Origin of the sequence: Actinomadura chibensis NBRC 106107 (genome assembly GCF_001552135.1) — a bacterium.
Taxonomy (GTDB): Bacteria; Actinomycetota; Actinomycetes; order Streptosporangiales; family Streptosporangiaceae; genus Spirillospora; species Spirillospora chibensis.
Genome location: NZ_BCQP01000049.1, coordinates 31,733 through 54,113, shown reverse-complemented (window position 1 = coordinate 54,113; position 22,381 = coordinate 31,733). Strand labels below are relative to the sequence as shown.

At 70.7% G+C, this 22,381-nt stretch carries 20 protein-coding genes; 7 read left to right on the top strand and 13 right to left on the bottom strand.

Going from position 1 to position 22,381, the window contains the following annotated elements; all coding sequences use genetic code 11:
- Positions 1–73: 73 nt before the first annotated feature.
- Positions 74–745, top strand: a complete 672-nt coding sequence (gene rnhB, locus ACH01S_RS27595) for a ribonuclease HII (RefSeq protein ID WP_083981216.1) — start codon at positions 74–76, stop codon at positions 743–745.
- A gap of 73 nt (positions 746–818) precedes the next feature.
- Positions 819–1,451 carry an HhH-GDP family DNA glycosylase gene (locus ACH01S_RS27590; RefSeq protein WP_067897691.1) on the top strand — a complete coding sequence of 211 codons (633 nt, stop codon included), beginning with the start codon at positions 819–821 and terminating at the stop codon, positions 1,449–1,451.
- 34 nt (positions 1,452–1,485) lie between these two features.
- Here ACH01S_RS27590 and ACH01S_RS27585 read toward each other — a convergent pair whose 3' ends face one another.
- The 3 genes from ACH01S_RS27585 to lplAB all read right to left on the bottom strand — a co-directional run bounded on the left by ACH01S_RS27585 (position 1,486) and on the right by lplAB (position 4,923).
- A complete protein-coding gene (locus ACH01S_RS27585) occupies positions 1,486–2,148 on the bottom strand; it encodes a nitroreductase family protein (protein ID WP_067897689.1) in 663 nt (220 codons plus the stop codon).
- Between the two features lie 92 nt (positions 2,149–2,240).
- Entirely contained in the window at positions 2,241–3,746 is a 1,506-nt protein-coding gene (locus ACH01S_RS27580; RefSeq protein WP_067897686.1) for a TerD family protein, read from the bottom strand.
- Between the two features lie 127 nt (positions 3,747–3,873).
- Positions 3,874–4,923: a lipoate-protein ligase LplAB gene (gene lplAB, locus ACH01S_RS27575; RefSeq protein ID WP_067897683.1), complete on the bottom strand. Its 1,050-nt coding sequence runs from the start codon at positions 4,921–4,923 to the stop codon at positions 3,874–3,876.
- A 64-nt stretch (positions 4,924–4,987) separates the two neighbouring features.
- Between lplAB and ACH01S_RS27570 the strand changes: the two genes are divergently transcribed.
- A complete protein-coding gene (locus tag ACH01S_RS27570) occupies positions 4,988–5,953 on the top strand; it encodes a pirin family protein (RefSeq protein WP_067897681.1) in 966 nt (321 codons plus the stop codon).
- Positions 5,954–5,965: 12 nt separating this feature from the next.
- Here ACH01S_RS27570 and ACH01S_RS27565 read toward each other — a convergent pair whose 3' ends face one another.
- The 3 genes from ACH01S_RS27565 to ACH01S_RS27555 all read right to left on the bottom strand — a co-directional run bounded on the left by ACH01S_RS27565 (position 5,966) and on the right by ACH01S_RS27555 (position 8,646).
- Positions 5,966–7,120 (bottom strand): alpha/beta hydrolase, encoded by a 1,155-nt coding sequence (locus ACH01S_RS27565; RefSeq protein WP_067897858.1) that lies wholly within the window; start codon positions 7,118–7,120, stop codon positions 5,966–5,968.
- A gap of 109 nt (positions 7,121–7,229) precedes the next feature.
- Positions 7,230–8,123, bottom strand: a complete 894-nt coding sequence (locus ACH01S_RS27560; RefSeq protein ID WP_067897678.1) for a LysR family transcriptional regulator — start codon at positions 8,121–8,123, stop codon at positions 7,230–7,232.
- Positions 8,124–8,187: 64 nt separating this feature from the next.
- Complete coding sequence (locus tag ACH01S_RS27555) at positions 8,188–8,646, bottom strand: OsmC family protein (RefSeq protein ID WP_067897676.1); 459 nt, start codon at positions 8,644–8,646, stop codon at positions 8,188–8,190.
- A gap of 146 nt (positions 8,647–8,792) precedes the next feature.
- Between ACH01S_RS27555 and ACH01S_RS27550 the strand changes: the two genes are divergently transcribed.
- Entirely contained in the window at positions 8,793–9,449 is a 657-nt protein-coding gene (locus ACH01S_RS27550; protein WP_067897674.1) for a DoxX family protein, read from the top strand.
- Between the two features lie 68 nt (positions 9,450–9,517).
- Here ACH01S_RS27550 and ACH01S_RS27545 read toward each other — a convergent pair whose 3' ends face one another.
- The 3 genes from ACH01S_RS27545 to ACH01S_RS44615 all read right to left on the bottom strand — a co-directional run bounded on the left by ACH01S_RS27545 (position 9,518) and on the right by ACH01S_RS44615 (position 13,544).
- Complete coding sequence (locus ACH01S_RS27545; protein ID WP_067897854.1) at positions 9,518–12,325, bottom strand: vitamin B12-dependent ribonucleotide reductase; 2,808 nt, start codon at positions 12,323–12,325, stop codon at positions 9,518–9,520.
- A gap of 120 nt (positions 12,326–12,445) precedes the next feature.
- On the bottom strand, positions 12,446–12,919 hold the full coding sequence (gene nrdR / locus ACH01S_RS27540; RefSeq protein ID WP_067897671.1) for a transcriptional regulator NrdR: 474 nt from the start codon (positions 12,917–12,919) through the stop codon (positions 12,446–12,448).
- A gap of 265 nt (positions 12,920–13,184) precedes the next feature.
- Entirely contained in the window at positions 13,185–13,544 is a 360-nt protein-coding gene (locus tag ACH01S_RS44615; protein ID WP_067897669.1) for a LysM peptidoglycan-binding domain-containing protein, read from the bottom strand.
- A gap of 175 nt (positions 13,545–13,719) precedes the next feature.
- Between ACH01S_RS44615 and lexA the strand changes: the two genes are divergently transcribed.
- Positions 13,720–14,421: a transcriptional repressor LexA gene (lexA, locus tag ACH01S_RS27530; protein ID WP_067897665.1), complete on the top strand. Its 702-nt coding sequence runs from the start codon at positions 13,720–13,722 to the stop codon at positions 14,419–14,421.
- A 105-nt stretch (positions 14,422–14,526) separates the two neighbouring features.
- On the opposite strand, the gene leuS is transcribed toward lexA, so the two are convergent.
- Both leuS and ACH01S_RS27520 read right to left on the bottom strand, forming a co-directional pair.
- Positions 14,527–16,995 (bottom strand): leucine--tRNA ligase, encoded by a 2,469-nt coding sequence (gene leuS, locus ACH01S_RS27525; protein WP_067897662.1) that lies wholly within the window; start codon positions 16,993–16,995, stop codon positions 14,527–14,529.
- A gap of 210 nt (positions 16,996–17,205) precedes the next feature.
- Positions 17,206–17,820 (bottom strand): zinc ribbon domain-containing protein, encoded by a 615-nt coding sequence (locus ACH01S_RS27520; protein ID WP_083981203.1) that lies wholly within the window; start codon positions 17,818–17,820, stop codon positions 17,206–17,208.
- 296 nt (positions 17,821–18,116) lie between these two features.
- Between ACH01S_RS27520 and ACH01S_RS27515 the strand changes: the two genes are divergently transcribed.
- The gene (locus tag ACH01S_RS27515; protein WP_067897660.1) at positions 18,117–18,737 is read left to right on the top strand and encodes a lytic polysaccharide monooxygenase auxiliary activity family 9 protein; all 621 of its coding nucleotides are present in this window, start codon (positions 18,117–18,119) and stop codon (positions 18,735–18,737) included.
- 271 nt (positions 18,738–19,008) lie between these two features.
- Complete coding sequence (locus tag ACH01S_RS27510) at positions 19,009–20,553, top strand: long-chain-fatty-acid--CoA ligase (RefSeq protein ID WP_067897657.1); 1,545 nt, start codon at positions 19,009–19,011, stop codon at positions 20,551–20,553.
- A gap of 35 nt (positions 20,554–20,588) precedes the next feature.
- Here ACH01S_RS27510 and ACH01S_RS27505 read toward each other — a convergent pair whose 3' ends face one another.
- Positions 20,589–21,431, bottom strand: coding sequence for a helix-turn-helix transcriptional regulator (locus ACH01S_RS27505; RefSeq protein ID WP_067897653.1), 843 nt, complete (start codon positions 21,429–21,431; stop codon positions 20,589–20,591).
- Between the two features lie 9 nt (positions 21,432–21,440).
- The gene (locus ACH01S_RS27500; RefSeq protein WP_067897651.1) at positions 21,441–22,310 is read right to left on the bottom strand and encodes a helix-turn-helix transcriptional regulator; all 870 of its coding nucleotides are present in this window, start codon (positions 22,308–22,310) and stop codon (positions 21,441–21,443) included.
- Positions 22,311–22,381 lie beyond the last annotated feature (71 nt).

The window sequence follows — 22,381 nt, the reverse complement described above, 5'->3', positions numbered from 1 at the left end:
CTCCGGCCCCGCCGATACGGCCAGGACGGTGTCGCGCGTAGCGGGCTACGAGATCGAGGACGAACTCCAGGCCATGTCACAAGCGGGTCGCAAGATCCGCATAGCCGGAGTGGACGAGGTGGGACGCGGCGCCTGGGCTGGCCCCGTCGTGGTGTGCGCGGCGGTCACCGACCTGACTCCCCCGCCCGTCCTCCAGGGGCGCGGCAAGAAGACCATCGGCCTGACCGACTCGAAACTGCTCACCGAAACCCATCGCGAGGCGTTCGCCGAAGTCCTCTCTGGGTGGCTTTCCGGTTACGCCATCGGCGCTTCCGGTCCAGAGGAGATCGACGCCGTGGGAATGACGGAGGCGCTGCGCCGCGCGGCCGTTCGGGCACTGGAGGCGCTGCCCGTCACCCCGGACGTGGTCATCCTGGACGGAAAGCACGATTTCCTGAGCCGCCCCTGGCGGGTGCGCTGCGAGGTGAAGGCCGACCAGCGCTCGGTCAGTGTCGCCGCCGCCTCCGTCTTGGCGAAAGTCCACCGCGACGGTCTCATGGCGGCGCTCGACGGCGAATTCCCCGGATACGGGTTCGCGGACAGTGCGGGATATCCGTCGCCCGTCCACCAGAAGGCCCTTGAGGAGTCCGGGCCGACCCCGCATCACCGGATGTCGTGGTCCTACCTGGACGACCTCCCGCGCTGGAAGCACCTGAAGAAGCACCGCGACCCGCTCGCAGGCGAAGGTCAGCTCAGCCTCCTGTGACCGGGTTCGGCGTCCGCACATGAGTCATCTCCGCCGACCCGGGTAGGGGCGGCCCCAACGGGAGGTGCACGCCATGGACGCCGTTGTGAAGAAACTGCTGAACAAGTCGGGCGAGACGTTCGCCGCGGAGGCGGGCATCACGCTGAAGGACCAGCCGGCCGCGTTGTTCAAGCTGCTCGTCCTGGCCAACCTGCTCAGTGCGCGCATCTCGTCGGACATCGCCATGGCGGCGGCGCGCGAACTGTTCGACGCCGGGGGCGGCACCCCGCGCGGCATGAGCAAGCTGACCTGGCAGGAACGGGTCGACGCCCTCGGACGCGGCCACTACGTCCGGTACGACGAGAGCACCGCGTCCCGGCTGGGCGACGTCGCCGACCTCGTCCAGGACAAGTACAAGGGCGACCTCCGGCGACTCGCCGTCGAGGCCGGGCGCGACCCCGAGAAGGCGGCCGAACTGCTCCAGGAGTTCCCCGGCATCGGCCCCACCGGAGTGGACATCTTCTGCCGCGAGGCGCAGGCCATCTGGCCCTGGCTCCGCCCTTACGTGGACGGCCAGGTGAAGAAGGGCGCCGAGCGGATCGGCCTCCCGACCGAGGCCGACCGGCTCGCGTCCCAGGTGCCCGACAAGGACCTCGCGCGGCTGAGCGCCGCCCTGGTGCGGGTCGCGCGCGACAAGAAGCTGGCCGACGCCGTGAAGGCCGCCTGACGGCGGCCCCGCCGGAATCGGGGCCCTGCCGGGGTCAGAGGCGGACGATGACCTCGTCCACCGGCTTGCGGGTGATGTCGGGGACCATCGCGTCATCGGCGGGGTAGCCGACCGGGATCACGACGTAGGCGCGTTCCTCCTGCGGACGCTCGCACACCTCGTTCAGGAACCTCATGGGGCTCGGGGTGTGCGTGAGGGTCGCCAGACCGGCCTGGTGCAGTCCTGCCAACAGGAACCCGACGGCGATGCCCACCGACTCCTTCACGTAGTAAGGGCGGGGTGTCTCCGGCCCCTTGTGCACCTCGAAGACGATGATGACCGCGGGGGCGTCCTCCAGGAACGGCTTGCGCCAATCGGTGCCCAGCGGGGCCAACGCCTCAAGCCACTCCTCCGACGCGCGCCGCTCGTAGAACTCGCGCTCCTCCCGCTCCGCGGCCTCCCTGAGCAACCGCTTGCGCTCGGGGTCGGTGACGACCACGAAACGCCACGGCTGGAGGTTGGCCCCACTCGGAGCGGTCGCGGCGGCGCGGATCGCATGGTCGATGACGTCCGGCGGCACCGGGTGGGGCGAGAAGTCGCGCACGGTGCGGCGCAGCGTCATCGTGTCGGCGAACGCCCGCGCGCGCTCCGCGGCCTCCCTGGCCGGAACGTCGAAACGGGGTGCGGGGACGACGGGATACTGCCGCTGAGTAGTCATGCGACGTTCCTACCGTCGGCGCCGGGCCCGGGACAATCGGCAGGAACAGCCAATGTTCCGGGCCCGGCCTAGCACGTGCGCGAACCCGACGGTCAGTCCTTACCGCGGGACGCGACCCACTCCAGGTTCCAGTTGTAGGCCTGGTCGACGGTCATCTTCCCCCAGCGCGGACGTCCGGGCGGCGGGAGGATGAACCGGCCCTCCCGGCGGACGACCAGTTCGCCGTTGACGTTCTCGATGAGCGCGAGGACGGCGTCGCGGGAGGCGTCGACGCAGTCGTCCATGCGCATGTCGATGGGCGGCGCGCCCACCGGGAACAGCGTGGCGACCGCGCCGAGGCCGCGGAAGTCGTCGGCGCCCTCGTAGATCTCGGCGAACACCAGGATCCGCTTGAAGTCGCGGGTGTGGTCGAGGTTGATGTGGAGGTTCTCCCCCGCCTCGATCGCTCCCGTGCGGTCGTCCTTGTCGAGCTTGATGTAGGGCGGGCGGTCGAGCGCGCCCATGTCACCGAGCGCGTGGATGATGCCCTTGCGTCCGTCCTGCAGCTCCCACAGGCAGCAGAGGTCGAGGTCGAGGTCGACCCCGCGGCGGCGCTTGCCGAGCAGTCCCTTGGCGACGCCCTCACGCGCGGTCCAGTTCAGGTTGACCCGCATGTGGCCGGACGTCGCGCCGTGCTTGGTGAGCGACACCGACGGCGCGTTCTTCGTCAGCGACACCGCACCGCCCTGCTGCTGCTGCGGCGGCTGCGGCGGCGGTACGGCCCCGGGCTGCGGAGGCGGGGGCGCGTACTGCCCGGGCGGCGGAGGCGGCGTGTACTGCCCACCGGGAGGCGGCGGGGCGTACTGCCCCGGCGGCGGAGGCGGGGGCGGGGCGTACTGGCCCGGCGGAGGCGGGGGCGGCGTGTACTGCCCGGGCGGGGGCGGCGGCGCGTAGCCGCCGCCCGGCGGGGGCGGCGGAGGCGCGTACTGGCCGCCCGGCGGAGGCGGGGGCGGGGCGAACTGCCCGCCGGGCGGCGGGGGCGGCGTCTGAGGCTGCTGAGGGGCGGGCGGGGGCGGCGGAGGGGCCGCCTGGCCCGGGTCGTCGACCGAGATCCCGAAATCGGTGGCCAGGCCGCCGAGGCCCGAGTCGTAGCCCTGGCCGACCGCGCGGAACTTCCACGCGCCCTGCCGCCGGTACAGCTCGCCCAGCACGAACGCGGTCTCGGTGGTGGCGCCCTGGCTGTCGAACCGGGCGACCTCCGTCCCGGCGGCCGCGTCGACGACCCGCACGTACAGCCCCTGGAACTGGCCGAACGTGCCGCCGTCCGAGGACGCCGCGATCACGATCTTGTCGATGCCGGGCTCGACCCGGTCCAGGTCGACGGCGAGGACGTCAAGGACGGTCGGCCCCTGCTGCTTGCCCTCGTGCCGGACCGCGCCCGACTTGTGGGCGGGCTGGTTGTAGAAGACGAAGTCGTCGTCCGAACGCACCCGGCCCGTGTCCGCCAGCAGGAGTGCCGACGCGTCCGCGTCGGGCACGCCCGGGCCGCTCTGCCAGCCGAGCTCGACCCGGACGGAGGGAACCGGCACCGCGGTGTTGGCGCCCTTCTGCATCGACATGAACGCTCCTCATCATCGGCCGATCTGCCCAACCTACGGGGTGGCCGCTCGGCCCCGCGACCTGCATGAGGGGAGGACGCACGGAAACGACCGTGAGTTCCGTCCGGCTATGGCGCTCGGTTCGTCGTCAGGGGACGCGCGCGGTCCACTCGGGGGTGTCGAACTTGTCGCCGACGTATTTGTGGGCGAGGCGGAGTTCGTCTTCGGTCACGTGCCCTTCGGCCAGGCCGTACCGGGCGCGGAAGTGCTTGATCATGCGGTCGATGATGTCCTCGCGGGCGAGCCCGGTCTGGCGGCGGAGCGGGTCGACCCGTTTGACGGCGCTCGCGATGCCCTTGTCGGAGATCTTCTCCCTGCCGATCCGGAGCACCTGCAGCATCTTCTCGGCGTCGATGTCGTAGGCCATGGTCACGTGGTGCAGGACCGCTCCGGCGGCGAGCCGTTTCTGGGCCGCCCCGGCAATCTTGCCTTGGTCGGACGTGATGTCGTTCAACGGCTGGTACCAAGCCCTGATGCCGAGTTCGCCCAGCGCGCCCAGGACCCAGTCGTCAAGGAAGGCGTAGCTCTCCGCGAACGACATCCCGGCCACAAGCGTCTCGGGCGCGTACAGCGAGTACGTGATGGTGTTGCCGGGCTCGATGAACATCGCGCCACCGCCGCTGATGCGACGCACCACGTTCACTCCGTGGCGTTCGGCCGCCTCTGCGTCCACCTCGTTCCGCAGGGATTGGAAGCTCCCGATGACGACGGCGGGGGAAGCCCACTCCCACACCCGCAGCGTCGGCGGTCGGCGTCCCGCGCCCACCTCCTCGGCGAGGACCTGATCGAGCGCCATGTGGAGGGCGGGCTCCTGCGGCGGTTCGTGGATCAGCCGCCAGTCGTGGTCCCGCCAGTCCGAGGCGCGCGTGACCGCCCGGCGGACGGCGATCCCCACGGCCTCGGCGGTGATTCCCAGCATGACCGTGTGGCGCGGCAGGCCCGCCTCCACGCGGGCGCCGATCGCCTTCGCGTCCAGCCCCGCGGGGAGGCCGTCCAGGATGTGGTTCATCCGCTCTAGGGCCTCATCCGGTTCGAGAAAGAAGTCGCCGCTGATCCTGGGATCGCGCAGGAGGCCGTCCACGACATCGACGTCCGCGACGACGAGCTTGCCCCCGGGAACCTTGTATTCACCGTGCATCACGTAGATTCAAACCCCACCGTCCTGGCCCTGATTCCGGGGCCGCTTGGGGGAGGCGACGCTGGTGAGCAATCTTGATGTGCGGCCGAAGCCGGTCCAGTGCGGCGGACGGGACGACGTGCCGGGCGGCCCGGTCCACGAGCTCCTGCCGCCGCGCCGGGTGCCGCTGGGCGAGAGCACGGTCGTCCGCAGGCTCCTGCCCAGCCTGGGGCGGCGCATGGTGGGCGCCTGGTGTTTCGTCGACCACTACGGGCCGGACGACATCGCCGACGAGCCGGGCATGCAGGTACCGCCGCACCCGCACATCGGGCTGCAGACGGTGAGCTGGCTGCACGACGGCGAGGTTCTGCACCGCGACAGCCTCGGCAGCCTGCAGACCGTCCGCCCGAAGGAGCTCGGGCTCATGACGGCCGGGCGTGCCATCGCGCATTCGGAGGAATCGCCCCGCGACCATCCGTCGATCCTGCACGGGGCGCAGTTGTGGGTGGCGTTGCCCGACGGGCACCGCCACACCGATCCCGCGTTCGAGCATCATGGTGACCTGCCCGTCGTGGACGGTCCCGGCTTCAGCGCGACGGTCATTCTCGGTGACCTCGACGGCGCCTCCTCACCCGGCACGGCGTTCACGCCGATCGTGGGGGCCGACCTCGCCCTGGCCGACGGAGCCGACGTGCGCCTCCCGGTCGAGCCGGACTTCGAGTACGCCGCGCTCACCATGTCGGGCGTGACCGAGATCGACGGGATGCGCGTGGAGCCCGGCTCCATGCTGTACCTCGGGTGCGGACGACGCGAACTCCCCTTGCGCGCCGACGGCGACAGCGGCCTGGTCCTGCTGGGCGGGGAACCGTTCGAGGAGAAGCTCGTCATGTGGTGGAACTTCGTCGCCCGGACGGGTGAGGAGATCGCGCGGGCGCGCGAGGACTGGACCACCGGCGACCGCTTCGGCGAGGTGCACGGCTACGACGGCCCGCCCCTCCCCGCGCCCGCGATGCCCGCCACTCCCCTGAAAGCGCGAGGGCGCACGCGCTAGACCGCGCGCGTCCTAGCGGTCGGCGGGGAGGAACTCGTCCAGGGCCTCTGCGACCAGGTCGGGTTGTTCGAGCGTCTGCATGTGCGGCGTCCCGGGAAGCTCCCGGTAGGTCGAGCCGGGAATGCGCTCGGCTATGCCCGACATGATCTCCGGTGTGGTCGAGGCGTCGTGCTCGCCCGCGAGGACCAGGACGGGGAAGTCGGCCCCAGCGAGCCGTCCCTGAACGTGAACGTTCTTGAAGGCGCGCCAAGCGGCGGCCCAGTCGGACGGGTCGAAACGCCGGATGTGCTCACGCGCGTACCGCACACCCCAAGGATTCGTGGCGAGCGCGGCAGGCGTGAACCAGCGCGTCAGCGTCGGGACGATCTGCGCCTCCATCCCGTCCACCTCGCCAGAGCGCGCGCGGCCCTCGAACGCATCAAACGGGTGGTCGGTCGTGGCGAGCAGGGACAACGACGCCACCCGCTCTGGCGCGCTGACGGCGACGGTCTGCGCGATGCCTCCGCCCATGGACAGACCGACAACGTGCGCACGGTCGAGGCTGAAGGCGTCCATTACGCCGAGCATGTCGGCCGCGAGGTCGTCCATGGTGAACGGGCGGGCCATGCCCCTTGCGGCGCCATGGCCCCGGAAGTCGTACGCGAAGACGCGGCGGCCGTGGGCCAGGCGATCCATGACCGGCTCCCACATGCGCCAGTCCACGCCCAGGGAATGCGACAGAATTACCGCCGGTCCGTGGTCTCCACGCTGGGCCACCACCGTCTCGTGGTCGGCGAGCGCGACTCGATGCAGGCGCGGAGGGTCCGGAATCTCCTGCTGCACAAACACGTCGTTCACCACGGCGAGTGTGTCAAGCGCGCGCGGGAAACCCGCGTACACCGAGAGGTGCTCGGAGAGCGCCAGCAACTCGGACGGGGCGACCCCCTGCCGCAACGCTCCCCGCACATGGCTGGCCAGACGGCGGTCGGCTCCGCCCCCGGCGGCGATGACGGCGACCGTCACCAGCTCGCGCTCGCGGCGGCTCAGTTCCGGCCGCGACAGGGGGCCGCCGAACGCCCCGTCCACGACCGTCTCGAACATCTGCGGGGAGGTCCGCAGCACTTCGGCGAGCGCCCCCTCGGGATCGTCGCCCATCAGACCCTGGAATTCGTGCCTACCGCGCTTCATGCCGTGCCCCTTTTTCAGGAATTGCCCGCACCCCGCGGACACGCCAATCTTCGACCGCCGCCGGGCCAGATGTCCAAGGCATGATCGATCTATTGGTGATATTCGATGCTTATGAGGCCAGGTCGGGGTGCCGCGCCATGAAGTCGATGAACGCGGCCAGCGCCGGACCGGGACGGCGTCCGGCGGGCCAGGCCAGCGACGGCGCCCAGGTCGGCTCCGGATCGAGCCGGACGACGCCGACCGGCTGCCCCGGCTCCTCCGCCACCGAGCGCGGCATGACGGCCGCCGCGAGCCCTACCGACACCATGGCCCTGGCCGTGCTGTACTCGCGCGTCTCGAAACGGATGTGCGGCGTAGCGCCCGCGTCCGCCAGCGCCGACAGGACGATCTCCCGTATGACCGACCCCTGCGGGTAGCACACCAGGTCGATCCCGTCCAAGGACGCGACAGGCACCCGGTACTTTCCGCCGAGCGGCCCAGAGGGAGCCGTGACGAGGACCAGTGGTTCTTCACCGAGCGGCAGGAAGGAAAGGCGTCGTCCCTCTTCCTGCGGAGGTAGACGTACGACGGTCGCGGCGTCGAGCCGTCCGCCGTACAGGCCCGCGACCATCTCCTCGGTGTTCATCTCCAGCAGTTCCACGACGATCGCCGGGTACTGGCGGGAGAACTCGGCGAGCAGCCGCGCCAACCGCGCCGTCAGCCCGCGCGCGCCCCCGAGGCGTATCCGCCCGCGGGTGCCCTCCGCCCATCCGCGCATCTCGTCTTCGACCGCGGCCATGTCGGCCAGGATGCGTTCGGCGTGCTCCAGCAGCGCCGCCCCGGCCGGGGTCAGCTCCACCCGGTGGTTGTTCCGCTCGAACAGCGCGACGCCGAGCTGCCGCTCCAGCTTGCGGATCTGCTGGGACAGCGCGGGCTGCGCGATCCGCAGCGCCTCCGCCGCCCGCGTGAAGTGCAGCTCACGCGCGACGGCCCGGAAGTATTCGAGCTGACGAGACCCCATCATGCGTCCAGCATCTCACCAACCCACCAGCTCATCACAATGACTTCTCACCTTACGAAGAACCAGATCAGAACTCCGGCTCGTGCCGGACGGGGAAATTCATCGAGTTGGCGATGAAGCACAGTTCGTGCGCCCGGTCGTGCAGTTCGGCGGCCCGTCCGGCCTGCCCGGCGTCGGCCAGGGTCGCCCGGGGACGCAGGACGACCTCCTCGAACCGCCCGCCCCCGTCCGGAGTCTCGACCATGGTGCCGCGCGGGCTGTCCTCGTACGCGGTCACGACGACCTTCTCCACCGCGCACAAATGCAGGAACCACAGCATGTGGCACTGCGACAGGGACGCGACGAGCAGTTCCTCCGGATTCCAGCGCGCGGCGTCACCGCGGAACGAGGGATCGGAACTGCCCGCGATCGGCGGCTTCCCGTCCGCCCGGATCTCGTGGGCCCGCTCGTAAGCGCGGTAGGAACTCGTCCCCGAACCGGTGTTGCCCGTCCAGGTGACCGACACCTCGTACTGGTGCTTCTTCATACGGCTCGCTCTCGTCCGATCTCGGCGCGGGCAGCGCCACCCCGGCACCACGCTAACGCCCTCTCAACTGCGCGACTCGCGGGATACCGGCCAGGACGTCATACTCTCGGTCGAATCGGCCATCTCCGGCTAAAGGAGCCGACGTTATGCGCACTCGGCCGCTCTACGACGTCGTGGCCGCCCTGGCCCGGCTCGGCGTCGGGATCATCTTCATGGCGCACGGCTGGCAGAAGATCGAAGCGGGCATCACCGCGACGGGCCGCTCGTTCGACTCCCTCGGCGTGCCGCTGCCGACCGCCGCCGCCATCTACTCCGCGTTCGTCGAGGTGCTCGGCGGCGCCGCGCTCATCGCCGGACTGGGCCTGCCGGTCACCGGCGTCCTGCTGTTCATGGACATGGCGGGCGCGTTCCTCTTCGTCCACGCGGAGAACGGCGTCTTCCTGGTGGACGACGGAAGGATCCGGAACGGCTACGAACTCGTCCTCGCCCTCGGCCTCGCGAGCCTGCTCTTCGCCGCGGGCGGCGGCGGCCGCCTCACCGCCGACCGCTGGCTCGTCGCCCGCCGCCTGCAAAATCCGGAAACTGAGGAAGAGGACGACGCGGCAAGCTTCGTCGACTCACTCCGCGGAACCGAAACCCAGCCCGCAGAGCAACCGCCGAAGAAACGGCGCCGCGCGGCGAAGACGCCCCCGGAACCCGCCGAAACCCCCGACCCCGACGGCTCCGAAGAGGACGTCATGGTGGCCGGAGCCCGCAAAGCCGCCCGCAAACAGCGCACCCCCGGCCTCGCCAAGGAGCTCTGACCGAACCCAGCACCAGAACGCGACGAAGGGGGACCGGCCCACGGCCGGTCCCCCTTCGCACACTTCGCTCAGCTGCAGCCGCTGGTGGAGCCGCAGCCTTCGCAGACGTAGCAGCTGCCCGCGGGGCGCATCTTGGTGCCGCAGGTGAGGCAGAGCGGGGCGTCCGCGGTGCGGCCCTGGCGGCTCTCGATGACCTCCATGGACGAGTGGGCCTCGGCCGCCGGGGCGGGCGACGCGGGCGCGGGCCGGGTGATCTCGGCGGTCTGGGCCAGGGACTCGTGGTCGACCTCGTCCTCGGCGTGCAGGGCGGCAGGGTCCTCGCCGTTGGCCTGCATGGCGCGCTCCTCCGCCGTCAGGATGCCGAGGCCCGCGCGCTCCTCGTAGGGCAGGTGGTCGAGCGCCAGGCGGCGGAAGATGTAGTCCATCACCGAGGTGGCCATGCGGATGTCGGGGTCGTCGGTCATCCCGGCGGGCTCGAACCGCATGTTGGTGAACTTCTCCACCCAGGTCTCCAGCGGGACGCCGTACTGGAGGCTGATGGAGATCGCCATGGAGAAGGCGTCCATCACGCCGGCGAGCGTGGAGCCCTGCTTGCCGAGCTTGAGGAAGACCTCGCCGACGCCGTCGTCCGGGTAGGACGAGGCGGTCATGTAGCCCTCGGCGCCCGCGACGGAGAAGCGGGTCACGGTCGCCGGGCGCTGCTTCGGCAGCCGCCGGCGCACCGGACGGGTCTCCACCGGAGCCTCCTTGACCTCCTCCTTCTTGCCCGCGGCCGACAGCGGCTGGCCGACCTTGCAGTTGTCGCGGTAGATCGCGAGGGCCTTCAGGCCGAGTCGCCAGCCCTCGAAGTACACCTTCTCGATGTCCTCGATGGTGGCCTTCTCCGGCATGTTGACCGTCTTGGAGATCGCACCGGACAGGAACGGCTGCACCGCCGCCATCATCCGGACGTGCCCCATCGGGCTGATCGCGCGCTCGCCCATCGCGCAGTCGAACACCTCGTAGTGCTCGGGACGCAGGCCCGGCGCGTCCACCACGTGGCCGTGCTCGGCGATGTACTCGACGATCGCCTCGATCTGCTCCTGCTGGTAGCCGAGCTTCTCCAGGGCGCGCGGCACCGTGTTGTTGACGATCTGCATGGACCCGCCGCCGACGAGCTTCTTGAACTTCATCAGCGCGAGGTCCGGCTCGATGCCGGTGGTGTCGCAGTCCATCATCAGGCCGATCGTCCCGGTCGGGGCGAGCAGGGACGCCTGCGCGTTGCGGTAGCCGTGCTTCTCCCCGGCCTTCAGGCACTCCTGCCACTGCTTCGCCGCGGCGGCGTGGATCGCCTTGTCCATCGAGTCGAGCGTGCGGATGCCCTCGTTCGCGGCGGCGTGCTTGCGCATGACCCGCTTGTGGCCCTCGGCGTTGCGGGCGTAGCCCGCGTACGGGCCGACGACGCCCGCGATCTCGGCGGACCGGCGGTAGGCGACGCCCGTCATCAGCGACGTGATCGCCGCCGCGAGGGAGCGCCCGCCCTCGGAGTCGTAGGCGTGCCCGGTCGCCATCAGCAGCGCGCCGAGGTTGGCGTAGCCGATGCCGAGCTGCCGGTAGTCGCGGGTCGTCTCGGCGATCTTCTCGGTCGGGAAGTCGGCGAAGGTGATCGAGACGTCCATCGCCGTGATGATCAGCTCGGTGAGCTTGACGAACCGCGTGACGTCGAACGTACCGGCGTCGGTGAGGAACTTCAGCAGGTTGATGCTGGCCAGGTTGCAGGACGAGTTGTCGAGGCTCATGTACTCCGAGCACGGGTTGGACGCGGTGATCCGCCCGGTCTCGGGGTTGGTGTGCCAGTCGTTGATCGTGTCGTCGTACTGGATGCCCGGGTCGGCGCACTCCCACGCGGCCTTCGCCATCAGCCGGAACAGGTCCTTGGCCTTGACGGTCTCGACGACCTCGCCGGTCATCCGGGCGCGCAGCGCGAAGTCGCCGTCCGCCTCGACGGCCCGCATGAACTCGTCCGACACGCGGACGGAGTTGTTGGCGTTCTGGTACTGGACGCTGCCGATGTCCTTGCCGCCGAGGTCCATGTCGAACCCGGCGTCGCGGAGCGCGCGGATCTTGTCCTCCTCGCGCGCCTTGGTCTCGATGAACTCCCCGATGTCGGGGTGGTCGACGTCCAGCACGACCATCTTCGCGGCCCGCCGGGTCGCGCCGCCGGACTTGATCGTCCCGGCGGAGGCGTCGGCGCCGCGCATGAACGACACCGGGCCGCTGGCCGTCCCGCCGGACGACAGCAGCTCCTTGCTGGAGCGGATGCGGGAGAGGTTCAGGCCGGCGCCGGAGCCGCCCTTGAAGATGACGCCCTCTTCCTTGTACCAGTCGAGGATCGACTCCATCGTGTCGTCCACCGACAGGATGAAACACGCCGAGACCTGCTGGGGGGACTTGGTGCCGACGTTGAACCAGACCGGCGAGTTGAAGCTGAACATCTGGTGGACCAGCGCGTACTTCAGCTCGTGGTCGAAGATCTCGGCGTCCTGCTCGGACGCGAAATAGCCCTCGGCGAGCGCCGTCTCCACATATCCGCGGACGACGCGGTCGACGAGCTGCTTCAGGCTCCATTCGCGCTGCGGCGTGCCGACCGCCCCGCGGAAGTACTTGGACGTGACGATGTTGACGGCGTTCAGCGACCAGAAGTCGGGGAACTCGACGCCGCGCTGCTCGAAGTTCACCGAGCCGTCGCGCCAGTTGGTCATGACGACGTCACGACGTTCCCAGCGCAGCTCGTCGTACGGATGCACGCCGGGGGTGGTGAAGATCCGCTCGATCTTGAGCCCCTTCCGGCTCCCCTTGCCGCGCCGTGCCGCCGAGCCGCTCACCGTCTCCGTCATGACCATCTCCCCCTCTCGGACCCACCCGCCGGGCCCTGTCCAGGAACAACCCCGCCGCCGCACGGGCCATGCCCGCGCGGAAGCGCTCTCACTTGTGCTGCTGTGTTTTCGGAACCGCCCCTACCGGGACGGGCCGGGCTCCCCCGAGGCACCGGCCTTACGCAATGCTTCGATCTCCTTGGCGAAGTCGTCCAGCGACTCGAAGCTCCGGTAGACCGAGGCGAATCGCAGATAGGCGACCTCGTCGAGTTCGCGTAGCGGACCCAGGATCGCGAGACCCACCTCATGCGAGGGGATCTCCGCGGATCCGGCGGATCTGATCTCCTCTTCGACCCGCTGCCCGAGTTTCGCGAGCGCATCCTCACCGACCGGACGGCCCTGGCAGGCCCTGCGCACCCCGGCGATGATCTTTTCCCGGGAGAACGGCTCGGTGACCCCGCTGCGCTTGGCCACCATCACGAGCACGTTCTCCTGCGTGGTGAAGCGACGCCCGCATTCGGCGCACGAGCGGCGGCGGCGAATGGCGCCCCCGTCGTCGGTCGAACGGCTGTCGATCACTTTGGTGTCAGGGTTGCGGCAGAACGGGCAATGCACGCTCGATCCCTCCCCTGACGATAACGCTTCACACCGCCGAGCACTTCCATATATAGGTGAAGTACAGCGGTGTGACTACTAGATGTTGTGGTCAACGGTACGGCGCGGCGCAGGCGTACGCAACCTGATCGGATGCCTCACGCGTCACATCCGGCGCGTCCGCGCAGGTCATCTCGGTCGTCCCGAATTTCCCTCCGGGCGTGTCGTCACACCGGGTCGCCGGCGAGCACGGAGCGTGCGGTCGGCGCGGCCGCGCCGCGAGGCGTCACCCGGCCGGGAGGCGGAGCTCCTGACCTGGCCGGACGGTCGGATCGCCGCCGAGCCCGTTGAGGTCGATGATGCGCTGGACGACGCGGCGCGGATCGGCGCCGGGGTCGGCGGCGGAGGCGATGCCCCACAGCGTGTCGCCCGGCCCGACGACGACCGTCCGCGCGGGACGGGACGAGCCGGACCCGCCGTCGCCCGCGAACGCGCCCTGCCCGACGTTGCCCCAGAGGGCCACGAGCGTGACCGTGGCCGCGAATCCGATCAGGGCGGCGCGCCCCCGCCGGGTCAGCCGGACCGGGACCCGGTCGCCGCGGCGACGACCCCCATGGCGGCGGTCACCGTGGGGTGAATCCGACATCTCTCCCCTCCTCGCCGTCGAATGCATTTTCGATCGAACGTCTGTACGATGTTCTACCGGAGCCGCCGATAAAAAGCGAGCACATCTTCGAACAATTGTTTGATCATTGGCCCCTGACGCGATAGCGTTCGTTGACAAGGAGTGACGGATCGAGGCGCCCGGGAGGCGACGAGCGATGAGCAAGGTCCGGGAGCTGCCCGACGGCCCCATGGACGAGACGGGGCTGACCCAGCGGCAGCGCATGGTGCTGGAGGTGATCCGCGACTCGGTGCAGCGTCGCGGGTACCCGCCGTCCATGCGCGAGATCGGCGAGGCCGTGGGGCTGACCAGCACCTCCAGCGTGTCGCACCAGCTCCGGGCGCTGCAGCGCAAGGGCTTCCTGCGCCGCGACCCGAACCGGCCGCGCGCGGTCGAGGTGCGGGTGCCCGGCGCGACGCCGGTGCGCACCGACGAGGAGCCCTACGAGGCGGCGGGCGGCCAGCCGGGCTCGGCGCAGCCGGCGCCCGCGTACGTGCCGCTGGTCGGCCGGATCGCCGCCGGTGGCCCGATCCTCGCCGAGGAGGCCGTGGAGGACGTGTTCACCCTGCCCAAGCAGCTCGTCGGCGAGGGCACGCACTTCCTGCTGAAGGTCACCGGCGACTCGATGATCGACGCGGCGATCGCCGACGGCGACTGGGTCGTCGTCCGGCAGCAGCCGGTCGCCGAGCAGGGCGACATCGTGGCCGCCATGATCGACGGCGAGGCGACGGTGAAGACGTTCAAGCGCCGCGACGACGGCCACATCTTCCTGATGCCGCAGAACTCCGCCTACGAGCCGATCCCCGGCGACGAGGCGACGGTGCTCGGCCGGGTCGTGGCGGTGCTGCGCAAGATGTGACCACCCGCCCCGGCACGGGGGCGAGGACGATAGACGACGGGAACGGCCGCCGGAGGACTCTCCGGCGGCCGTTCCGGCGTCCGCGCGCGGCGGCTCAGCGTCCGCTCAGCGCTTCGGCACGATGTTGACGATCTTCGGTGCCCGGACGACGACCTTGGCGATCTCCGCGCCGCCCAGCGCGTCCTGGACCCGGGCGGAGGCCAGCGCCAGCCGCTCCAGCTCGTCGGCGGCGATGCCGGGCGGGACGTCCAGCCGGTCGCGGACCTTGCCCGCCACCTGGACGACGCACGTCACCGACTCCTCCACCAGCAGCGCCGGGTCGGCGGACGGCCAGCCCGCGCGGATCACCGGGGCGGTGCGTCCGAGCAGCTCCCAGATCTCCTCGGCGGTGTAGGGCGCGAACAGCGACAGCATGACCGCGATCGCCTCGGCCGCCTCGCGGACGGCCGGGTCGGCGGCGCCGGGCCCGGAGTCGATCGCCTTGCGGGTGGTGCCGACCAGCTCCATGATCCGCGCGATCGCGACGTTGAACCGCTCGTTCTCGACCTGCGCGGTGGCCTCGTCGACGGTGCGGGCCACGGCGCGGCGCAGCGCGACGTCGCCGGACGCGACGTCGACGCCGGGCGCGGACGCGACCTCGGACGCGATCCGGTGCACCCGGGACAGGAACTTCGACATGCCGTGCGGGGACACGTCCGCCCAGTCGATGTCGTCCTCCGGCGGGCCGGAGAACAGGATCGCCAGCCGGACGACGTCCACGCCGAACTCGGCGATCTGCTCGCCCAGGTCGACGCCGTTGCCCAGCGACTTCGACATCGCCTTGCCCTGGTTGATCACCTGGCCCTGGTTCAGCAGCCGCCGGAACGGCTCGGTGAACTCGACCATGCCCATGTCGTACAGGACCTTGGTGAAGAACCGGCTGTACAGCAGGTGCAGGATCGCGTGCTCGACGCCGCCGGTGTACTGGTCGACCGGCATCCACCGGCGGACCTGGTCGACGTCGAACGGCCCGCCCTCGTAGCCCGGCGAGCAGTACCGGAAGAAGTACCAGGACGAGTCGACGAAGGTGTCCATGGTGTCGGTGTCGCGCTTGGCCGGGCCGCCGCACTTCGGGCACTCGACGTTCACCCAGTCGGACGCGGCGGCCAGCGGCGACGTGCCCTTCGGCGCCAGGTCGGCGCCGCGCAGCCCCTCCGGCAGCGTGACCGGCAGCTGGTCGTCCGGGACGGGGACCTCGCCGCACGCCTCGCAGTGGACGATCGGGATCGGGCAGCCCCAGAACCGCTGCCGCGACACCAGCCAGTCGCGCAGCCGGAAGTTCACCGCGGCGCGGCCGGTGCCCCGCTCGGCCAGGATCTCGATGATCCGGGCGATGGCGTCGGCCTTGGTCAGCCCGTCGATCGGCCCGGAGTTCACGATCGCGCCGTCGCCGGGCGTCGCGACGCCGGTCTCGGCGGGGTCGGCCTGCCCCGTCTCGACGACGACGCGGACCGGCAGCCCGAACTTCAGCGCGAAGTCCAGGTCGCGCTGGTCGTGCGCCGGGACGGCCATGATCGCGCCGTGCCCGTACTCGGCCAGCACGTAGTCCGACGCCCAGATCGGCAGCCGCTCCCCGTTCACCGGGTTGATCGCGTACCGGCCCAGGAACACGCCGGTCTTCTCCCGCTCGGTGGACAGCCGCTCGATCTCGCTCTCGCGCGACACCTCCTCGCGGTACGCCTCGAACGCGGCGCGCTGGTCGGGGGCGCAGACCTCCTCGGCCAGCGCGGCGTCGGCGGCGACGACCATGAACGTCGCGCCGTACAGGGTGTCGGGGCGCGTCGTGTAGACGGTGACGGGCTCGTCCCGGCCCTCGATGACGAAGTCGACGTCGGCGCCGGTGGAGCGGCCGATCCAGTTGCGCTGCATCAGCAGGACGCGGTCGGGCCACTTGCCCTCCAGCTGCGCCATGTCGTCCAGCAGCCGGTCCGCGTACTCGGTGATCTTGAAGTACCACTGGGTCAGCACGCGCTTCTCGACCAGCGCGCCGCAGCGCTCGCAGTGCCCGCCGACGACCTGCTCGTTGGCCAGGACGGTCTGGTCCTTCGGGCACCAGTTGACGTGGCCGCCCTTGCGGTAGGCCAGGCCCCGCTCGTAGAAGCGCAGGAACAGCCACTGCGTCCACTTGTAGTACTCGGGGTCGGACGTGTGCAGGCGCCGCGTCCAGTCGAAGGAGGGCGCGTACCGCTGGAACGACGCCGCCTGGGTGTCGATGTTGGCGTAGGTCCATTCGGCCGGGTGCGAGTCGCGCTTGATGGCGGCGTTCTCGGCGGGCAGGCCGAAGGAGTCCCAGCCGATGGGGTGCAGGACGTTGTAGCCGCGCTGGAACCAGTAGCGGGCGGGGACGTCGCCGATCGCGAACGCCTCCGCGTGGCCCATGTGCAGGTCACCGCTGGGGTAGGGGAACATGTCCAGCGCGTAGCGACGCTCGCGGGCGTCGTCCTTCTCGTCGGCCGCGAAGGGTTCGAGCGCAGCCCAGCGAGCCTGCCACTTGTCCTGAACCGCCCGTGGATCGTAGTGCTCGTCGCTGCTCACGCTTCCGACTCCGGTTTCTTGCTCGTTCGCTGGGTGCCGTCACAGGTCGCGGCCGTCCTCCGACATGAAAGGGCCCCTCGCGCAGGAGGGGCCACCACGTTGACGGTCAGTGCGTCAACGTGGTCGTTCGAGGAGCAGCCTTGCGGACATACAGCAAGAGTAGCGCAACCGCAAGCCCTCGCGCCGGTGCTCGGAATGCTCGATTCCGGCTCAGTGGCCGGACTCCTGGCGGGCCATGGAGACAACGCCGGTCACCTGGACGCGGGTCAACTGCAGGTCGGCGCCGACGGCGGACAGCGTCTCCTCCTCGGACACGCTGAGCCGCCCGTCGATCAGCGCGATCTCGGCGGCGGCGCGCAGGATGCTCTCGCGGGCCTCGGGGGCGAGCGCGGAGGCGGCGTGCCCCATCTCGACCCTGACCTCCTCGAACGGGCGCCCGAGGTCGGCGGTCAGCCCGGCGTCGTCGTAGCCGGCGTCGCCCGCCTGCCGGACGACCGCGACCGCGCGGGCGCGGGCCGCCGCGTCGGTGTAGTCGCCGGAGCGCAGCACCTGCGCGATGGCGAGGCGCAGGAGCATCGCGGGCATCTGGGCGAGCTGCGCCGTGGTCGGCACGCTGAGCACGCCGGGGTTCCAGCGGCCGCGGCAGGTGTCGCACTCGATGAACTCGCCGCCGGTCTTCGTCAGCGGGATGACCGGGATGAAGAACAGGGTGAAGAAGTTGCGGCCCTGCCGGCGCCGGTAGTCGCGGTCGCCGCCGCAGTCGGGACAGTGGAAGGTTCCCCTGGTCAGGGTGAAGAACACCACCCGCCAGCCGAAGATGATCAAAATAGCGCGCCCCTTTGTCGGTGGAGCGCCTCATCGTAACGGGGACCTGCGACACCGCGCGGGGCGCGGCCGGGGACGGGCGGGGACGGCCGGATACGGCCATGAAACCTGGGGGTTGACGGGGCGGGCGGCCATCGTCCATGCTCTACTAATAGGAAGGTTTCCTATAAGAAATCTTGCTCGCCGGCCAACTGAACATCCCGCTCGACCACCCGGTCGGCTCCCCGTCCATCCGTCCGCCCCGTGGCTACGACTCCGATCACGGTCGCTTCCACCCCCCGCCAGGAGGAGCGCGTATGCCCGCCAGAATCCGTCCGCCCCGAAAACGGACGCTGGCCCTCGCCGCCGCGGCGTCCACCGCCGCGTCCGCCGGGCTGGTCGTCGCGACCGCCGCGCCCGCCTTCGCACACGGATACACCACGTCCCCCGTCAGCCGCGCCCTGTTCTGCAAACAGGGAGTGGCGAAGAACTGCGGCGGCGTCCAGTACGAGCCGCAGAGCGTCGAGGGCCCGAAGGGGTTCCCGAAGGCCGGTCCGCCGGACGGACAGATCTGCGCCGCGGGCAGGGGCGGCTTCGCCCCGCTCGACGACCCGCGCGGCGGCCAGTGGCCGGTCAACCGCCTCACGGGCGGCCAGTCCTACACCTTCGCGTGGACGCTCACCGCGGCCCACGCGACCACCTCGTGGCGGTACTTCGTCACGCGGGACGGCTGGGACCCCGCCAAGCCGCTCACCCGCGCGGCGCTGGACCCCCAGCCCTTCCTCCAGATCAACGACGGCGGCAAGCGCCCGCCGTCCAGCGTGTCCCAGCGGGGCACGCTGCCGAACAAGCACGGCAGGCACCTGATCCTCGCCGTGTGGGACATCGCCGACACAGGCAACGCCTTCTACCAGTGCTCGGACGTCGAGTTCGGCTGACACAGACCACTCCTCCGCGGGCAGCGTCGCTCTCCGTCGCCCGCACCCCAGAGGGGACCGGGCGGGACCGCGCTCCCGCCCGGTCCCCGCTCCCATCTCCGGGCCCGTTCGCCCGGCAATCACTCTCCTAATCCACGCAAGGACGGAAACGGCACGTCAAAGCCGCGTCCGGGGATGGCGCACGCGTATCCCCATGCAGCAGGATGTGTGGAACGGTTCATACACTCGCCGGTAACAAGCCGGCCGGTCACCATTCCGCCCAAGGAGTGTCATGCTCAACCTGTCCGTGCTGCTGGAGGACGCCGCCCGGGAGACGCCCGACCGGGACGCGGTCGTGTTCGGCGACATCCGGCTCTCCTACTCGTTCGTCGACGGGGTGGCGAACCAGGTCGCGAACCTGCTGCGGTCGCGGGGCATCCGGCCGGGCGACAAGGTGGCCCTGTCCTGTCCGAACCTGCCCTACTTCCCGATGGTGTACTTCGGGGCGCTCAAGGCGGGCGCGGTGGTCGTCCCGCTGAACGTCCTGCTGAAGCCGCGCGAGATCGCCTACCACCTCGCCGACTCCGACGCCAGGGCGCTGTTCTGCTTCGAGGGGACGCCCGAGCTGCCGCTCGGCGAGATGGGCAAGGCCGGGTTCGACCAGGCCGAGGCGTGCGAGCACCTCTTCCTGCTCCCGGCGAGCCTGGCGGCGACCGAGTCCCCGATCGAGGGGGCCGAGCTGTTCTGGGCGGCGCTCGGCGGGCAGCCGGACACGTTCGACGCGGAGCTGACGGAGCCGAACGACACCGCCGTCATCATCTACACCAGCGGGACGACCGGCCAGCCCAAGGGCGCGGAGCTGACGCACCACAACCTGCTCACCAACGCCATGGTGGACGACACGCTCTTCTACCGGACGCTGCACGACACGTCCCTCGTGACCCTGCCCCTGTTCCACATCTTCGGGCAGACGTGCGTGATGAACGTCGGCATCTACCGCCGCGCCACGCTCGTCATGCAGGCGAGGTTCGACGCCAAGCAGGCCGTCGAGCTGATGGTGAAGGAGAAGGTGAACATCTTCGCGGGCGTCCCGACCATGTACTGGGGCCTGCTGACGGACGAGACGTCCGCCGAGGACGTCGCCGCCATCCGGGAGAACCTGCGGGTCGCGGTGTCGGGCGGCGCCGCGCTGCCGATGGAGGTCCTGAAGGGGATCAAGGAGAAGTTCGGCGTCGACGTCCTGGAGGGCTACGGGCTCTCGGAGACGTCGCCGGTGGCGTCGTTCAACCGGCCGGACCGCCCGACGCGGCCCGGCTCGATCGGCCTGCCCGTGTGGGGCGTGCGGATGAAGCTGATCGACGACGAGTGGAAGGAGATCGAGGGCGAGGGGCCCGGGGAGATCGCCATCCGCGGCCACAACATCATGAAGGGCTACTACGGCCGTCCCGAAGCGACCGAGGACGCGATCAGGGACGGCTGGTTCCGCACCGGCGACGTGGCCCGCCGCGACGAGGACGGCTACTACTACATCATCGACCGCTCCAAGGACATGATCATCCGCGGCGGCTACAACGTGTACCCGCGGGAGCTGGAGGAGGTCCTGCTCACCCACCCGGACGTCTCGCTCGCCGCGGTCGTCGGCGTCGCGCACCCGACGCACGGCGAGGAGATCAAGGCGTACGTGATCCGGAAGCCGGGCGCCGCGGTGACCGAGGACGAGCTGGTCGCGTGGAGCAAGGAGCAGTTCGCCGGCTACAAGTACCCGCGGATCGTCGAGTTCCGCGACGAGCTGCCGATGACCGCCACCGGCAAGATCCTCAAGCGCGAGCTGCGCTGACGCGGCGCGGCGAGGCGCGGCGACGGCCCGGGGCCTCAGCGCGGGCTGAGGTCCTGGGTCCCGATCACGCGCAGTAGCTGGAACGCCTCGTGCGACGGCGTCCCCGGCTCGACCGTATAAAGGACGACTTTCTGGTCCCTTTCCGGGACGTGCAGCACATCGCAGTGCACTTCGATGTCCCCGACCACGGGATGCCGCATCCATTTGCTGGACCCGCGCCGCACTTCCACATGATGCTGCTCCCACAGCCGCCGGAACCGCTCGCTGCCCGCGCTCAGCTCCGCCACCAGCGACGTCACGCCGGGGTCGTCCGGGTAACGGCCTAGCGCGGTTCGCAGATCGGCGACGCTCAGGCGCGCGAACGTCGCGTATTCGCCGTCCTCCTCGGTGAGGCGTGAATCGGGGTTGAGGAAAAGCCAGCGCAGCGGGTTGCGGTCGCGCGGTTCCAGCGCGGAGAAATCGATGATGAGCGCGGCGGCCATGTCGTTCCACGCCAGCACGTCGTATTTCGCGTCCAGGACGTAGGCGGGCGTGTCGTCCAGCCGTTCCAGCAGGTGCAGGATTCCGGCGGGCACTTCCTGCGGCGGCCCCGGCGATGGCGCGGGCCTTTCCCCGGCGAGGTTGAAGAGATGGGCGCGCTCGTCGTCGGTCAGCCGCAGCGCGCGGGCCAGCGCGGCGAGGATCTGCCGGGACGGACGCGGCCCCCGCCCCTGCTCCAGCCGGACGTAGTAGTCCACCGACATCCCCGCGAGCCGCGCCACCTCCTCCCGGCGGAGCCCCGGCGTGCGGCGCCGGACACCCGGCTCAATCCCCACGTCCCCGGGCTGGACGCGCGCCCGCCGCGCCCGCAGGAACCCCGCCATCTCCCGCCTGTCCATGGGCCCGCGTCACCAGCGGGGCCGGGCGGCGGACGTCTCCAGGCCACCGGTTCGCCCGGCGGCGATCTCGCGGAGCCGCTTCAGGCCCGCGTGGGACGGCGTCCCCGGCGCGACCGTGTACAGCACGACCCGCTGGTCGCGTTCCGGCACGTAGAGGACGTCGCAGTGCAGCTCCAGCTCCCCGACCAGCGGATGGTTCATCGACTTGCGGCTGCCGCGCCTGATCCCGACCTCGCCCTCGGCCCACAGCCGGGCGAACAGCGGGCTGCGCGCCGAGACGTCGGCGACCAGCGCGGCGATGCCGGGGTCGTTCGGGTAGCGGCCGGACGCGGCGCGCAGGTCGGCGACCGACTCGCGGGCGAGCTGCGCGATGTAGGCGTCGGTGTCGTAGCGCTCGATCGTCGGACCGGTGAACAGCCACCGGATGACGTTGCGGTCGCCGGGCTCCATCGCGGCGAAGTCGGTCATGAGCGCGGCGGCGAGGGGGTTCCAGGCGAGGATGTCGTGCCGGGGGTTCAGGACGTAGGCGGGCGTGTCGTCCAGCCGGTCGAGCAGGTGCAGGATGCCGGGCGGGACGTCGCGCGGCGGTCCGCCCGGCGGCTCCGGCGGCTCCCCGGCGAGGTGGTGCAGGTGGCCGCGCTCGTCGTCGGTCAGCCGCAGCGCGCGGGCCAGCGCGGCGAGGATCTGCCGGGACGGACGCGGCCCCCGCCCCTGCTCCAGCCGGATGTAGTAGTCGACCGACATGCCCGCGAGGTGCGCGATCTCCTCGCGGCGCAGGCCGGGGGTGCGGCGCCGCGTCCCGGTCCGGAGCCCGACGTCGGCCGGGCGGATGCGGGCCCGGCGCGAGCGCAGGAACGCGGCCAACTCCTGCCTGTCCATGGCTCCAGGATGTCCGACGCGGCGGCGCGGCCGCCACGCGGAGGGTGGTACCGCCGGTCCCAGCCTCGGCC

Bases quoted from the DNA above. Each gene is read 5' to 3' on its own strand.
- rnhB (WP_083981216.1), top strand. From the start codon at position 74: ATGTCACAAGCGGGTCGCAAGATCCGCATAGCCGGAGTGGACGAGGTG.
- ACH01S_RS27590 (WP_067897691.1), top strand. From the start codon at position 819: ATGGACGCCGTTGTGAAGAAACTGCTGAACAAGTCGGGCGAGACGTTC.
- ACH01S_RS27585 (WP_067897689.1), bottom strand. From the start codon at position 2,148: ATGACTACTCAGCGGCAGTATCCCGTCGTCCCCGCACCCCGTTTCGAC.
- ACH01S_RS27580 (WP_067897686.1), bottom strand. From the start codon at position 3,746: ATGTCGATGCAGAAGGGCGCCAACACCGCGGTGCCGGTTCCCTCCGTC.
- lplAB (WP_067897683.1), bottom strand. From the start codon at position 4,923: ATGCACGGTGAATACAAGGTTCCCGGGGGCAAGCTCGTCGTCGCGGAC.
- ACH01S_RS27565 (WP_067897858.1), bottom strand. From the start codon at position 7,120: ATGAAGCGCGGTAGGCACGAATTCCAGGGTCTGATGGGCGACGATCCC.
- ACH01S_RS27560 (WP_067897678.1), bottom strand. From the start codon at position 8,123: ATGATGGGGTCTCGTCAGCTCGAATACTTCCGGGCCGTCGCGCGTGAG.
- ACH01S_RS27555 (WP_067897676.1), bottom strand. From the start codon at position 8,646: ATGAAGAAGCACCAGTACGAGGTGTCGGTCACCTGGACGGGCAACACC.
- ACH01S_RS27550 (WP_067897674.1), top strand. From the start codon at position 8,793: ATGCGCACTCGGCCGCTCTACGACGTCGTGGCCGCCCTGGCCCGGCTC.
- ACH01S_RS27545 (WP_067897854.1), bottom strand. From the start codon at position 12,325: ATGACGGAGACGGTGAGCGGCTCGGCGGCACGGCGCGGCAAGGGGAGC.
- ACH01S_RS44615 (WP_067897669.1), bottom strand. From the start codon at position 13,544: ATGTCGGATTCACCCCACGGTGACCGCCGCCATGGGGGTCGTCGCCGC.
- lexA (WP_067897665.1), top strand. From the start codon at position 13,720: ATGAGCAAGGTCCGGGAGCTGCCCGACGGCCCCATGGACGAGACGGGG.
- ACH01S_RS27515 (WP_067897660.1), top strand. From the start codon at position 18,117: ATGCCCGCCAGAATCCGTCCGCCCCGAAAACGGACGCTGGCCCTCGCC.
- ACH01S_RS27510 (WP_067897657.1), top strand. From the start codon at position 19,009: ATGCTCAACCTGTCCGTGCTGCTGGAGGACGCCGCCCGGGAGACGCCC.
- ACH01S_RS27505 (WP_067897653.1), bottom strand. From the start codon at position 21,431: ATGGACAGGCGGGAGATGGCGGGGTTCCTGCGGGCGCGGCGGGCGCGC.
- ACH01S_RS27500 (WP_067897651.1), bottom strand. From the start codon at position 22,310: ATGGACAGGCAGGAGTTGGCCGCGTTCCTGCGCTCGCGCCGGGCCCGC.